This window comes from Micromonospora sp. NPDC049799, from assembly GCF_040656655.1.
GTDB lineage: Bacteria > Actinomycetota > Actinomycetes > Mycobacteriales > Micromonosporaceae > Micromonospora.
Map to the genome: position 1 here is coordinate 23,881 of NZ_JBFAMU010000004.1, position 13,255 is coordinate 37,135.

16 protein-coding genes are annotated in these 13,255 nt (G+C 68.0%); 7 read left to right on the plus strand and 9 right to left on the minus strand.

Annotated features, from left to right (window positions below; all coding sequences use genetic code 11):
• Positions 1-341 precede the first annotated feature (341 nt).
• On the plus strand, positions 342-791 hold the full coding sequence (locus AB0I76_RS01020; RefSeq protein ID WP_357027969.1) for a VOC family protein: 450 nt from the start codon (positions 342-344) through the stop codon (positions 789-791).
• A gap of 143 nt (positions 792-934) precedes the next feature.
• Here AB0I76_RS01020 and AB0I76_RS01025 read toward each other — a convergent pair whose 3' ends face one another.
• From AB0I76_RS01025 to AB0I76_RS01045, 5 genes are all read right to left on the minus strand, one after another.
• Complete coding sequence (locus AB0I76_RS01025) at positions 935-2,434, minus strand: PQQ-binding-like beta-propeller repeat protein (RefSeq protein ID WP_357027972.1); 1,500 nt, start codon at positions 2,432-2,434, stop codon at positions 935-937.
• Positions 2,361-3,221: a tetrahydrofolate dehydrogenase/cyclohydrolase catalytic domain-containing protein gene (locus AB0I76_RS01030; protein ID WP_357027975.1), complete on the minus strand. Its 861-nt coding sequence runs from the start codon at positions 3,219-3,221 to the stop codon at positions 2,361-2,363. Before AB0I76_RS01030 ends, AB0I76_RS01025 begins: the two co-directional genes overlap by 74 nt.
• 203 nt (positions 3,222-3,424) lie before the next feature.
• Complete coding sequence (locus AB0I76_RS01035; RefSeq protein WP_357027978.1) at positions 3,425-3,955, minus strand: GNAT family N-acetyltransferase; 531 nt, start codon at positions 3,953-3,955, stop codon at positions 3,425-3,427.
• 59 nt (positions 3,956-4,014) lie between these two features.
• Positions 4,015-4,818, minus strand: a complete 804-nt coding sequence (locus tag AB0I76_RS01040) for an inositol monophosphatase family protein (RefSeq protein ID WP_357027981.1) — start codon at positions 4,816-4,818, stop codon at positions 4,015-4,017.
• A gap of 120 nt (positions 4,819-4,938) precedes the next feature.
• Positions 4,939-5,553, minus strand: coding sequence for a helix-turn-helix domain-containing protein (locus AB0I76_RS01045; protein WP_357027984.1), 615 nt, complete (start codon positions 5,551-5,553; stop codon positions 4,939-4,941).
• 54 nt (positions 5,554-5,607) lie between these two features.
• On the opposite strand from AB0I76_RS01045, the gene AB0I76_RS01050 reads away from it, so the two are divergent.
• The 4 genes from AB0I76_RS01050 (at position 5,608) to AB0I76_RS01065 (ending at position 8,173) form a co-directional block, all read left to right on the plus strand.
• Positions 5,608-6,372, plus strand: a complete 765-nt coding sequence (locus AB0I76_RS01050) for an SDR family oxidoreductase (RefSeq protein WP_357027987.1) — start codon at positions 5,608-5,610, stop codon at positions 6,370-6,372.
• 41 nt (positions 6,373-6,413) lie between these two features.
• Positions 6,414-6,896, plus strand: coding sequence for a hypothetical protein (locus tag AB0I76_RS01055; protein WP_357027990.1), 483 nt, complete (start codon positions 6,414-6,416; stop codon positions 6,894-6,896).
• A 196-nt stretch (positions 6,897-7,092) separates the two neighbouring features.
• Positions 7,093-7,650: a dihydrofolate reductase family protein gene (locus AB0I76_RS01060; RefSeq protein WP_357027993.1), complete on the plus strand. Its 558-nt coding sequence runs from the start codon at positions 7,093-7,095 to the stop codon at positions 7,648-7,650.
• Between the two features lie 139 nt (positions 7,651-7,789).
• A complete protein-coding gene (locus AB0I76_RS01065; RefSeq protein WP_357027996.1) occupies positions 7,790-8,173 on the plus strand; it encodes a VOC family protein in 384 nt (127 codons plus the stop codon).
• A gap of 143 nt (positions 8,174-8,316) precedes the next feature.
• Here AB0I76_RS01065 and AB0I76_RS01070 read toward each other — a convergent pair whose 3' ends face one another.
• Positions 8,317-8,976, minus strand: a complete 660-nt coding sequence (locus AB0I76_RS01070; protein WP_357027999.1) for an acVLRF1 family peptidyl-tRNA hydrolase — start codon at positions 8,974-8,976, stop codon at positions 8,317-8,319.
• A gap of 401 nt (positions 8,977-9,377) precedes the next feature.
• Here AB0I76_RS01070 and AB0I76_RS01075 point away from each other — a divergent pair, with 401 nt between their 5' ends.
• Positions 9,378-9,911 (plus strand): HIT family protein, encoded by a 534-nt coding sequence (locus AB0I76_RS01075; RefSeq protein WP_357028002.1) that lies wholly within the window; start codon positions 9,378-9,380, stop codon positions 9,909-9,911.
• Positions 9,912-10,102: 191 nt separating this feature from the next.
• Here AB0I76_RS01075 and AB0I76_RS01080 read toward each other — a convergent pair whose 3' ends face one another.
• From AB0I76_RS01080 to AB0I76_RS01090, 3 genes are all read right to left on the minus strand, one after another.
• Positions 10,103-10,822, minus strand: coding sequence for a DinB family protein (locus tag AB0I76_RS01080; RefSeq protein WP_357028006.1), 720 nt, complete (start codon positions 10,820-10,822; stop codon positions 10,103-10,105).
• Positions 10,823-10,901: 79 nt separating this feature from the next.
• Complete coding sequence (locus AB0I76_RS01085; protein WP_357028009.1) at positions 10,902-11,624, minus strand: DUF4386 domain-containing protein; 723 nt, start codon at positions 11,622-11,624, stop codon at positions 10,902-10,904.
• A 67-nt stretch (positions 11,625-11,691) separates the two neighbouring features.
• A complete protein-coding gene (locus AB0I76_RS01090) occupies positions 11,692-12,426 on the minus strand; it encodes an NAD(P)H-binding protein (protein WP_357028012.1) in 735 nt (244 codons plus the stop codon).
• A 101-nt stretch (positions 12,427-12,527) separates the two neighbouring features.
• On the opposite strand from AB0I76_RS01090, the gene AB0I76_RS01095 reads away from it, so the two are divergent.
• Complete coding sequence (locus tag AB0I76_RS01095) at positions 12,528-13,208, plus strand: TetR/AcrR family transcriptional regulator (protein ID WP_357028015.1); 681 nt, start codon at positions 12,528-12,530, stop codon at positions 13,206-13,208.
• Positions 13,209-13,255: the final 47 nt, after the last annotated feature.

Sequence of the window (13,255 nt, forward strand, 5' to 3'; positions counted from 1 at the left end):
ACGACAAGACTGCTGACAAACACCAACCGGGTGTCACGCCGAGCGCGTGAGACGGGGGGAGATGAAGCCACCGCTGCTCCCTTCACAGTTCCGACACAGCGCCGTCTGGCGCCGCGCCACCACCACCGGAACAGCCCGTGCCGGCGTACGCCCCAGCGCGGTGTTGCCGACCGACGCTACGGACCGGGCGAGCACCAGTCACCCAGCACATGTTTAAATATCTCGATTGTTTCTCCGACATGTGTCAAGCCGCTGTCGCCGCCTGCCGCTCGCGGCGCCCACCCTGGGGTGTGCCGAGGCGGAGAGGGGGTACGCCCCACCGGTCGGATGGGGGAGGGCGGATGACGAGCGAGGCGCCGGACTACTTTCAGCCCGAGAACGGGATGGTGCTCACGACCCTGCTGATCGTGCGGGATGTGGACCGTTCACGGGAGTTCTACCAGCGGGTGCTGGAAGCGACGGTGGTGCGGGATCGCCGGCCGGCGATCCTGCGCTTCCACAACAGCTACATCGTGATCAACGACGAAGGTGGTCCCACCGACGACAAGCCGGACGTACGCGCACAGGCGCCGCCGGACTCGACCACGCTGAGCAGCGCGATGAACATCCGGGTCACCGATGTCCATGCCGTCTACGAGCAGTGGCGCTCCCGGGGCGGGGAGTTCCTCACCGAGCCGAAGGATCATGGCGTCGAGACCCGGTGCTACCTGCGGGACCCGGACGGCTACCTGATCGAGCTCGGGCAGGCCGGCAGCATCCTCGCCGAGATGGGGCGGGTCGCCGCCGCCTGAAGGCAGAGCCGGTGCCCCGGAAACCCTGACCCCAGCGGTGGACTCCATCCCCGAATCACCCCAACCGCAGCGGCTCCACACCGCGCGGACAGCAACGGCGGTCGACCGCGACAAACGGTCGACCGCCGTTGCACGCCGCTCTGCTAGAGGCCGTAGACGGTCAGCTTCGTGCCGTCGGTGACGTACACCCTGCCGTAGGTGACCACGAGCTGGTCGACCGCGCCGGTGAACGCCGGCGCTTTTAGCGGGGCACCGTCGACCGGGTTCAGGGTGTACACCCGGTCGCTCTTGGCTGTGACGTACAGGACGCCACCCGCGATGATCGCCCGCTGGTACTGGCTCTCCGGAATGCTTCGGCTCCAGATTGTGGCGCCGGTGCTGCGGTTCAACGCGGAGACGGTGCCCCCGGTGGAGGTGACGTACAGCCTGGTCGGGGTGACCACCACGAACCTCGGGTACAGGTTCGACGCGAGCCAGGTCAGGGTGCCGGTCGTCGCGTCGAGGACCTGCAGGCTGTGCCCCCACCCGACGTAGAACTTGGTCCCCGTCTCGTCCGCCGCGAGCGGCCGGTACTCACGGTCCTGAGTGGTGTGGACGATATTGCCGGTGCCGATGTCGACGATGGTGCTCGTCAGGGGTCCGGCCCCCATCCCGGTTCCGGAGACAACGACGCGACCGCTCGCCGAAACCGGTTGTTTCATGTACTGGTTGCGCTGCCACAGCAGCTGCCCGTCGGCGAGGCGGTAGGCGCGCGTGTCGTTGCTGTAACGGCTTTCACCGGAGACCACGACGACGCCCCGGTCGACGAGGATCTGCGTGACCACGCCCTCGTCGTGGAAGTCCCGGACCACCGTCCCGGTCGCAGCGTCGAGCACGAAGATCTGGGTGGAATCGAGGCCAGGCATGGCGGGGCTGTCGTTCATCGCCCAGACGATCTGGCCGGCCGTGTGGACGAGATGCGAAGGCCACCGGAACCTCTCGGGGTCCGGCTCGAAGCGCCACTTCTGGGCGCCGGTCTCCTCGTCGGTGGCCGTGATACCACGGTCATCCTGCGTGTACACGAGTCCGTCGGCGACGACCGGTGCACGCTGGCCGGTCCGGCCCGGGGCGCCGGTGTACGTGAGCTTGAGGTTCGGGACGGTCGGAACCGTCACGTTCGACTCGTTGGGATTGAATCCGCTGTTGCTGACCAGGTAGCCGGACATGGCCCACCAGCCCGTGCCGCCCGCGGCGGCCGGCGCCGCCGGCATCGCCACCGTCATCGCGAGCACCGCGGCAGCGGTCAGCACCTTCAGTGAATGCTTCACTCTTACCTCCCCCGTTGGCGCGGCGTCGCCAAACCCCGCGCCCTTGTCCTTCGTGCCGGGCTGCGTCCCTGCTGCCTCGGCGCCGCCGTGCCGGTGATCATATGGCTCAAGCGACGTCCATGGTTGCCCGCCGACGGCACGTCGGAGCAGGGCGAAGCCTTTCGGCGTCCAGCAATCGAGGGAGGCCGGTTGGTCCAGCGGCTGAACCGGGTGTGGTCTGTCCGGACCGAGAAGGTTCGACTGCCGGCGAGCCGGCCGGGCGTCAGGTGGTAGCGCGTTCGGCGGCGGCCACGGCGTTGCGGAACAGCATGGCGACCGTCGTCGGGCCGACCCCACCGACGCGCGGGGTGATCGCGGAGGCCACCTCGGCGCAGGCTTCGTCGACATCGGGCAGGAGGCGGCGGCCGGCGTACCGGACACCGGCGCCGATCACCACCGCGCCGGGGCGGACATGCTCCGGCTGGATGATGCCGGGGACGCCGGCTGCCGCGATGAGGATGTCGGCGCGGCGGGTGTAGCGGGGCCAGTCCGGTACGCCGGTGTGGACAACGGTGACCGCGGCGTTCGCGGTGGGGCGTTTCTGGGCCAGCAGGATGGCCAGCGGCCGCCCGATCGTCGCGCCGCGCCCGAGGATCACCACCTCGCGGCCGGCGACCGGGATCCCGTGGTGGTCCAGCAACGCCTCGATACCGGCGGGCGTGCAGGGGAGAGGGCCGGGCATGCCCAGAGCCAGCCGCCCCATGTTGAGCGGGTGCATCCCGTCGACGTCCTTGTCGGGGTCCAGCGTCTGCAACGCGGCGTCGTAGTCGAGGTGGTCGGGGATCGGGTACTGGATCAGGACACCGTGCACGTCCCTGTCGACGTTGAAGCCGGCGATCACGTCGAGAAGGTCGTCCTGGGTGGCGTCCGCGGGCAGGTGCCGGTGCGGGGAGTCGAAGCCCAAATCGGCCGCCTGCCGCTGCTTGATCCGGATGTACCCGGCGCTCGCGTCGTCGTCGCCGACCAGGATCGTGGCGAGGCTGGGCGTGATGCCTCGCCCGTGCAGGGTGGCGACCCGCCGGGCGATGTCGGCGAGCACGGCTTCGGCCACCGGTGCGCCGGGCAGGAGTCGGGTCTGGGGCATGGGTTCCTCCGGACGGCAGCCCAGGCGGTCGACTCCCGTGACAGGCTCCCCGATGGTCCGACCATCCCCGTGCCGCCAGTCGCCTCCGCCCAGCAGAATACCCGGCACTGAGACCGACCAACGCTCACAGCCTGCGGTCGATGCGTCGATGTGCGGATGTGGCGGTGGCGAGCGGCGGAGGCGGTCGTGACGGTCTTTGCCGATCAGATGCTCAGCCTGTCGAAGAGTTCGTTCGGCGTGTCGTAGTACCTCGTCGTCCGGCCGAGGTGGGTCATGCCGAGCCGCCGGCAGACGGCCTGGGAGGCACGGTTGTCCGGATCCGTGACCGCGATGACCCTCGTCAGACCCCGGCTGAACGCGTCGTCCATGACCGCCGCCGCTGCTTCGGTGGCGTAGCCGTGCCCCCAGGCGTCTGGATGCAGGTGCCAGCCGATCTCGACATCGGTCGGCCCGCCGGCTGGTTCCCCGGCCGACAGGGGAATCGGCTTGAGCAGGAGGTTTCCCACCAGCCGGCCGTCCGCCGCTGTGGTGATGGCCCAGATCCCGTGGATCTGATCGTCGATGGCGCATCGGCGTGCGATCGAGGCGAGCGCATCCTCGCGGTTGTTCATGATCGTGGGCTGCGCGCCCAAGAATCGCACGACCTCCCAGCGCGACTCGAGATCCAGAAGGAAGTCGGCGTCCTCATCGCGCCAGGGGCGCAGCAGGAGGCGGTCGCTCGCGATGGTGCGCACGCGACCCAATCTAGCGGGACCCGGATGCCGAGGGGCGTTGCCGAGAAGCGGACAACCGATCAATCTCTTCTTGCGCGTTGGTTCGCTACCAGCGTCAGGAGGGCGGCGTGTGTCTGTTCGTCGGCCGCCACGACCAGACCGCCCGCACCGGTGTGCAGAGGCTGCCCGTCGATTCCGGTCACCACGCAGCCGGCCGCCTGACAGAGGGCGATGCCGGCCGCGAAGTGGACACTGTCGCTCAGGTGGCCATCGGTGACGTAAGCGGCTCGTCGGCCGGCGGCGACCCAGGCCACCGCCAGGGTGGTGGAGACGACACGCGGGCGGAACTGCTCGACGAACCCTTCGTCGGCAAGTAGCCGTGCGGCCCGGAAGACGCCCTCGTTGGGAAACGGGGGATCGAGGTTGACGTCCACCAGCTTCGACGTGGCCGACGGGGCAAGTGGCTCGTCCACGCCGTCGCTACGCACGTACGCCCCGGCACCGTCGGTCCAGAACACCTCATCGGTGAACGGGTCCGCCGAGGCTGCCACGACGACCTGCGTCCCGATTCGGAGAGCCACGTTGACCGAGACGAGCATGGTGCGTACGGCGTAGTTCAGCGTCCCGCACAACGGGTCGACCAGCCACAAGCGGCCGTTCCCGCCGGTACCCGTACGCCCGCTCTCCTCTCCCAGCACGAGGTCGTCCGGCCGGGCAGCGCGCAGGACGTCGAGGATGGCTCGCTCCGCTTCGATGTCGGCCGACGTGGCGAAGTCGCCCGCGGACTTCTCGAAGCGTGTCAGCGACGATCGGTAGTGCGAGCGCACGACCGCAGCGCCGGCCATCGCGGCCTCGATGACCAGATCTCGGTCCGTGATCGACATGTACGCACCATAGTTACCGTCCCGGCTCGGTGCGGCTCGAGCTCACACATCAGCGGTCGTCGGCCACCTTCCGGCGACCCGGTCGCGGCACAAGCCTTACGCCGCGAGGCGCAGGAACGCTCAGTGAGCCTTCTTCGAGCGGATGGTTGTGTTGTCGCCGAAAGCTGCCGCGAGTGCCTTCGCGATCAAGTCAGGTAGATCGCTGCGACCGTCGTCCTTCGCCCACCGCACCAGCGCGGTGTGCATGGCGGCCAGGGAGGCGCTGGCCGCCGCCGCGGCCTGGAAGGCCGTTTCGGGATCGGCGGCCTCGTCCCCGAGGCCGTCCACGATGGCTTGTTGAAGCACGTAGTGGTTGTCCAGGTGGCGGGCGCGGAGGGCGGGCGTCGAGATCATCAGCCTCAGGCGCGCCAGCAGGAGCCGGTCGTCGCCGGAGGTCAGCGTTCGCGCTGAGTCGACGAGCGCGCTGCCGATGCGGCGCACGAGGGGCTGCCCGGCCGGTGTCGCGGCGATCCGTTCGGCGACCAGCGAGCCGTTCTGATCGAACAGCACGAGGTCCTCCTTTGTCGGGAAGTGCCGGTACACCGTCATCGCAGACACCCCCGCGGCCTCGGCGACGTCGTTCACCGTCGTGCCGTCATATCCGCGCTCGACGAACAACCGCACCGCATGCGCCTGGATCATGCGCTGCGTCTCAGCCCGTCGTTGCTCCCGCAGTGTTGGGTGTCGTTCAACCATGTGATAGACACTACCGTGCTGATAGTTGCTAACAGATAGGGAGTGACTAACACCATGAAGGACCTGATCGGCAGGACCGCCTTGGTGACCGGCGCATCGCGTGGCATAGGGCAGGCAGTCGCGATCCGCCTGGCGGCGCGGGGAGCAGTGGTCATCGCGCACTTCGGTAGGGACAAGGACGGCGCGACGGCCACAGTTGACACGATCGTGCGGGACGGTGGAACGGCCTGTGCTGTCGGAGCGGAACTGGGCGTGGACGGAGATGTCGAGACACTGTTCGCGGGGGTCGAGGCCAGCCTGGCTGGGCGGCCGCTGGACATCGTCGTCAACAACGCGGCGGCGCCACCCGCCGGGCCGCTCGGCGCCACGACACGGGCAGCCTTCGACCATCTGTTCGCGGTCAACGTGCGAGCGCCATACTTCATCATCGAGCGGGCGTTGCCCCTGCTCCGCGACGGCGGCCGGATCATCACGGTCTCGTCCGTGGCGACCAGGATGGCCAACGCCACCCAGACCTCGTTCGCCATGACCAAGGGCGCGGTCGAGACGATGACCCTGACCTTGGCCAATCAACTCGGCGCCCGAGGCATCACGGTGAACGCGGTCGCGCCCGGCGCGACCCGGACCGTGACCAACGGGCCGGTCTTCGAGACACCGGGTCTGGCCGAACTGATCACCGGAATGACGGCACTCGACCGGCTGGGCGGGCCCGGCGACGTCGCCGAGGTGGTCGCGTTCCTCGCCTCCGACGCCGCGCGGTGGGTTACCGGACAGGTCATCGACGCGAGTGGCGGCCTGTTCCTGGGCCCGCGCGCCTGACCACCAACGGTGTTCGCCGATGGCAGGACTACCGTCTTCGCATGGCGATCCAACCGTCCACTGCCGTCGCTGCCGCCTTCCTCGCGGACGGACCAGCCGATGGCCTCGACCTCAGCCTGTTCGGACAGTTCGCCGGATCCTGGGTGCTGGACTGTACGGAGTACGGCCTCGACGGGTCCTCGACTGTCCGCCGAGGCGAGTGGCACTTCGGGTACGCGCTGGGCGGGCGGGCGACCACCGATGTCTGGATCCTGCCCGGGGTCGAACACGGCGTCAGCGTACGGTTTCCCGATCCCGCCGCCGGTGCGGGCGTGTGGCGCTCGACGTGGGTGGGACCGGGCCGGCGTCGCACGCACATGTTCCTGGCGCGCCGCGTCGAAGGGCAGATCGTGCTCGACGGCGGCGATCTGCGCTGGACCTTCTCCGACATCGAGGTCGATGCATTCCGCTGGAGTAACCAGGCGCAGCAGCCGGACGGCACGTGGCGGCTGCAACAGACGTTCCGGGTCTGGCGACAGAGCTGACGCGCGAGGTGGCCCGGGCCTTGGTCGGTGACCTCGGCCCGGGCTCTGTGGCGGAACTCGGTTCACGGCGATGTAGAGCCGTTGACCGGCGAGTCGGTAGCCGGCGCGCTCCAGCCGAGCGATGAGTTTCGGGTCGTGCGGAGGTCGTACCTGTAGGACCGCTGGCAGACTGACGCGCTCGTACCGGAGGAGACGCATGGCGAAGCTCATCTACTCGATGGTCACCTCGCTCGATGGCTACGCCGAGGCGGCGGAGGGCGGCCTCGGCACCGGGGCCGACGATCAGGAGGTGCACACCTTCATCAACGACCTCTTCCGCCCCGTCGGTACGTACCTCTACGGCCGACGGATGTACGAGACGATGGTCTACTGGGAGACCGCGCACAACGAGCCCGACCAGCCGCCGCACATCCTGCAGTACGCCCGAGACTGGCAGGCCGCGGAGAAGATCGTGTACTCCACGACGCTGGAGTCGGTGTCCAGCGCGAAGACCATGATCGAGCGGACCTTCGACCCGGCCGCGGTGCGCACGCTCAAGGCCGAGGCTGATCAGGACCTCACCGTCGACGGCCCGAACCTCGCGGCCCAGGCGATCGCGGCCGGGCTGGTGGACGAGTACCACCTGTTCATCACCACGAGCGTGGTCGGCGGCGGCAAGCGGTTCTTCCCCGACGGCGTACGCCTCGACCTCGATCTGGTCGAGGAGCGTGCCTTCGACAGCGGGCTGATCTACGCGCGCTACCGGACCCGCTGAGCCGCACGTCGAGGACCAAGGACTGAGGATGCGGGGACCGGGTAGTGGCACTGGCGGACGGTCACTCGGGAATAGCGGTCGACCCGAGGGCATGCTCCTGCCGATGACAGGGGGTCGCAGCCCCCCGTACGGTGACGCCGTGGCGACTTTCTGGACCTTGGGATGCGATGCCGACGATCCCCAGCGGATCGCTGCCTTCTGGGCGCTGGCCCTCGACTATGTCAAGGAATCCGGTTTCGACGAGCCCGACAACGCATCCATCGTCGACCCGGATGGCCACGGCCCCGCCATCAGTTTCCTGAAGGTGCCCGAGGGCAAGTCCAGCAAGAATCGCATGCATATCGATGTTCGGGTGGCCGGTCCAGGCCCCTGGGACATGGCCGAGCGCGCCCGACTGATCCGGCAGAAAGTGCCCGAGTTGGTTGCCGCCGGCGCGACGGTGGTCCGCGAGGAGTGGTACGGCGACGTCCTCGGGCACGTCGTCATGTATGACCCCGAGGGCAACGAGTTCTGCGTCGCTTGATGCCATGATCAGTGGCGTCTTCCGGTATCCGGATCTGCCGCAGAGCGGGCGGGTTACGGGACATCGCCGTACAGGTCCGGCACTGTTGGGCCGTCGTGCATCATCCTGGTCGGTCGTCGTCGACCTGCTGGACCTGATTGTGGTCACGGCATCAGATGGACGCGGATCCGTCTGGCCGTAACCGCCGCATCCCCCAGGACGGCTAGACGGGGCTCGGCGGATTCGAGCAGGTGTGGATGACGCAGCAGTGCCAGTGGCGACAGACGCCGGTCTGTCAGCACCGCGTCGATCATCGACCGGTCGCCGCCACAGACCAGGGCACTGACTGCATCGTGAGGGTCGGCGATAACACCGGGCGCATGGGGCAGCATGATCCGCGCGGCGATGTCCGCAGCCCGCTGAGTAGCAGCCTGGGCCTGGTTGGCGCGGCGACGTGCGTAGCGCTGCTGCGAGGAACCGCCGGCCGCGGTGCGACCCTGCACGTAGAAGCGCTCGACCTTGGAGACGGTGATGGTCGTTCCGTCCGCGACACCGGCGGCAACCGCGCCCTTACGGGCCAGCAGCACGGCGATCCGGGGCGGTCGGATGATGCGGGCCAGCAGCGTGTCGACATCCTTCGCCTCGGCAAGCCCCGGCGGCGGATACAGCGTGGCGGTATCACCGTTGCTCACGCCGGTCAACACGAGGCCCTGCTCGGTGGCGCCGTCGTGGCGGCTGTAGAAGCCGTCGAGCCAACCACGAATCCGCTCCGGTGAGATCTCCACCCACCGCCCGCCACCCGCGGCTGGTCGCGCCTTCACCACGTGAACACCACCTATCGGGAACGGCCGGCCTGCACCCACCATGCTCACATGAAGCGGGTCGCGCCATCGAACACAGCTCAGTTGATGCCCGGTTCTGGCCGAGTTGAGTGTGTCGACACATCACGATCTTTCTAACGTCCGTCCAAGCGCCTGGTGGGGGTTTGTTGGCGCGTCTGCGCGGCCTCATGTAACGCCTCATTGTCGGCGCCGACGGCCGTCCGGGTCCCTGCCGGCGGACACGCAAGAATTGACCTTGCCCCGTACTGTTGGTCGGCTTGGTCCTTCGCGCGTTTGTCCGACTACCAAGATCAAGGCACTCAGATGCCGCCGACCCGGCGTGTTGACCTTTCTATGTGCCCGTCGCTGTCCGTGTCGTCGCTCCGGGTGTCTATCGTGCCGGCATGAACGCTCAGCCGCTGCCCAGAACCTCGTTCGACCTTGCCCAGTACCAACGCCGGGTTCGCGAGGGGCCGTGCTTTGTCTGCGCCCTGGTCGCTGGCGACCCCGACTACCAGCATCACATCGTCTACCAGGACGGCGACACGATCGCCTTCCTTAGCCGCTACCCTACGCTGCTGGGCTACTGCCTGGTCGCGCCCAAAGCCCACCTCGAGGACTGGGTGCACGACATGAAGCCGGACGAGTTCCTGCGCTTCCAGGCAGTCACGCACGTGATCGCCCGCGCCATAGCCGCCGCCGTACCGACCGAGCGGACGTACTCGCTGAGCCTCGGCAGCAAGCAGGGCAACGCCCACCTGCACTGGCACCTCGCGCCGCTGCCCCCCGACGTTCCCCACCACCAGCAACAGTTCCACGCCCTCATGGGCGAAAACGGCGTCCTTGCCGTCACCGATGCCGGCCAGGCAGCCCTGGCACAGCGCATCCGAAACCAACTACCCCGCGACCACGTCGGCGGATCAGCCGATAGGCGCTGAACACACCCTCACAGCCGCTGGCGCTCAACCTCACCGACAAGAAATCACCAATCTAGTAACCGCCGCACGCCACCATCGAGTGCACGCTCATGCCGCGATCCGCGCGTCCAACGGATCGCGGTCGGTCCCTCGCTGATCGACAGCTCGGTGAGCTCCATCGAGCCCGATCGGTTCTTTCGAGGTGTGTCCCCCTATTCCTGCGCGTCGAGGTCGCGTAGTGCGAAGCGGAGGTGCTCCCACTCCTCGTCGAAGATCACGTGGAGGCAGTGCACGATCGGCTCCTCGTGTTCGGGTGACCACGCGGTCGGCCGAGGCTCGGCGAGCAGATCCGGCGTGACGTTCGCGAGGAAGTCCCGCACCATGGCCTGCCGCCCGGCACGCAGATCGAGCACCTCGGCGAGACTCGGCTGCGCCGTGGCAAAGACCGACATGTCAAATCCATCCGTCTCGTACTCGGCGTGCGGCTGCCCGAGCGGATGGAAGGGCTGCGGCAGGCGCAGGATCGCCTTGCCGAGCCATGCGTCGGTGGCGAACGCGAGGTGGCGCAGGGTCTGCGCGAACGACCACTCGCCATCGACCGAGACGCCGCTGGTGCCCTCGGGCATCGACTCAACCCGGTCGACCGCGGCCGCCCAGGCCCGTTCCAGTGCCGCCCACCCCGTGCGCAGGCCATCGGGATCCTTGGCGTTCTTCAGCTCGCGCCCCGGAAACCGCCGGTTGAGTTCGACCTCAACGAGCGGCACGACGTCGACACCGTTGATCAGCAGTGTGCCGTCCGCCAGCCACGGCGCATCGATATCGAGCCCGCGCACATCGACGCCGCGCATCACCGCACCGGCCAACGTCGACCTGTTGAACCGGGCGCCCCGCAGGTCCCTGTCGACGAACGTTGTGACGTCGCCCTGGGCCATGACACCCTCCCTCCCGTTGTCGATCGCGGCGATGCTAGCGGCCGGGGCCGACAACCGGCTGGGGGAGCGTCGGTGGGGACTACCGGTACGCGGCGACCCTGTCACCGTCGTGGACCGCGTCGGCTTCGGGAATCCGCACGGCCTTGACCAGCAGCCACACCGCGAACGACAGTTCCGCGACGGCGGCAGGGGTCATGGCGAACGGTGAGATGTCTGCGCCGAAGTCGGGGGCAAGGAGGCGCGCGAACACGTCCACGAGGTGGCCGAGGCATCCGATCATCAGCAGGACGCCCAACATCTTGGGGAAGTAGCCCGACCTGACGACCAGGTAGCCCAGCGGCAGGAGCCACAGGCCGAAGTACGTCTGGGCGATGAGGTACCCGTCGTGTTGCAGGTCGGCGAACAGCAGGGTGAGCTGGGCCGAACCTGTCGGGCCGAAGGCGGCGGTGTGGCCCTCGCCGGTGGCGACCGTCAGCGCCGCATTCTGGTTGAGGAGGTTCAGGCTTTGAATCGCGACGCTGACCGCCACGAAGGTGACCATCGCCGCGGCAACCGGCTGGTTGACGTGCTTGAGTAGCAGGTACAGGGCCATGCCCGTCAACAGAAAGACCGTGGCCCCCAGCAGTTCACTGACGAAGCCGACGCGAAACAGGGTGGCCGAGTCGCGAATGTTGTCGGCCGTCGCCGCTGCGTCCTCGGACTCGACGATGCTCGTGTTCACCAGCCCGGCGAAAATGGTGAACACGGCGACGATCAGGTACAGGGCTCCCGCGATCCTCGCGAGCGTCTTCGGTGTGGTCACGGTTGGTCCTCCACTGGTTCATGCCCTGCGGAACAGCCGGGAAGCTTCCTGGACGTACCTCGACCGCTCACGTCGCCCCGCCGGCGTGCGCGAGGGCCGATGGGGTCAGCCGGCCGACGATGGCCGGGGCCTCCCGGACGAGAGCGTCGTTCGCCACCGCCTCGACCATGAAACGGGCGTAGTCCACGCGGCGGGTCAGGTTGCTGGCCAGGACAGGATCACCGACGTGCCGGCTCCACACCGGCAGGCCCTGACCGTCACCCTCCTCCAGGTCGCTGCCCCGCACGACCGTCCAGTCGGTGTCACTGGCAAAGATCCTGCGGCACGCCTCCACCTGGTCGTCCACGTCCACGACACGGGCAAGCTTCGCCAGTCGGCCGAACACGGCCGCGTATATCTTGAACTTCCGCGTGTACACGTCTTGTTCATCGCGGGCGACGTGCCAACCGCAGGAGAACACCAGGCGGGCGTCCGGACGCGCGTGGTCGAGCAAAGCCTGGGCGGTACCGGAGGCATAGTGGCGCACCCCCCACGGCACCAACACCGTTAGCACCGCATCGCATTCGCGCACCGCCCGTGCGATCACCGCACGATCGTCGGTCGCTCCGGGGAACACCGTGATCCGTCCCGCGAACTCGGCGAGCTTGTGGACGCTTTGCTCCCGGCACACACCCGCGACCTCGTAACCCTGGTCCAACGCGTGCTGCACCATGTAGCGCCCGAGTTTCCCGGATGCGCCGACGATGCACACCCTCTTTCCCGTACCCGGCTTCTCGACTGCGTCCAAACCGATTAATTCCATACCTGCTCCTCCGCACGTCGCCATCAGCCTTACGCTGTAAGGTATAGCCTTACGATGTAAGGCTGTCAAGGTGTTCGAACAGCCTGAGTAGGAGGGCCCTCATGACAACGGAACCAGCCGGCACGCCCACGCCCCGCCGCAACTCGCTCAGCAAGGACGGGGTGCTCCGCGCGGCGGTCGCTCTGGCGGACGAGGCCGGCACCGATGCGCTGAGCATGCGCAAGCTCGCCGAGCGGCTCGGCGTCGAGGCCATGTCGCTGTACCACCACTTCCGCAAGAAGGACGCGATCCTCGACGGCATGGTCGACCTGGTCTTCGAGGAGATCGAGCTCCCCTCGGACGACGCCGACTGGCGGGCCGCGATGCGACGGCGGGCAGTCTCGATGCGCGCCGCACTGGTGCGCCACCCGTGGGCGATCAGCCTGATGGACTCACGGACAAACCCCGGCCACGCGACGCTGCGTCACCACAACGCGGTGATCGGCTGTCTTCGGTCGGGCGGCTTCTCGATCGCCGGTGCGGCGCACGCGGTCTCGGTGTTGGACAGCTACCTCTACGGGTTCGCGCTCCAGGAGCTCAGCCTGCCCTTCACGTCATCCGTCGACCTCGAAAACGTGGCAGGCTCGATTCTGAAACAGATGCCCCGCGATGAGTTTCCGCACCTCACCGAGATGATCGTCGACCGCGCCCTGAAACCTGGCTACGCGTACGCCGAGGAGTTCGACATCGGGCTCGACCTGATCCTCGACGGGCTGGAGCGACACCGCGAGGGCTGGCGGTGACCCGTCTGCATCCGAGCTCCCACGAGCACCGCGGAGCGAGAACCTGA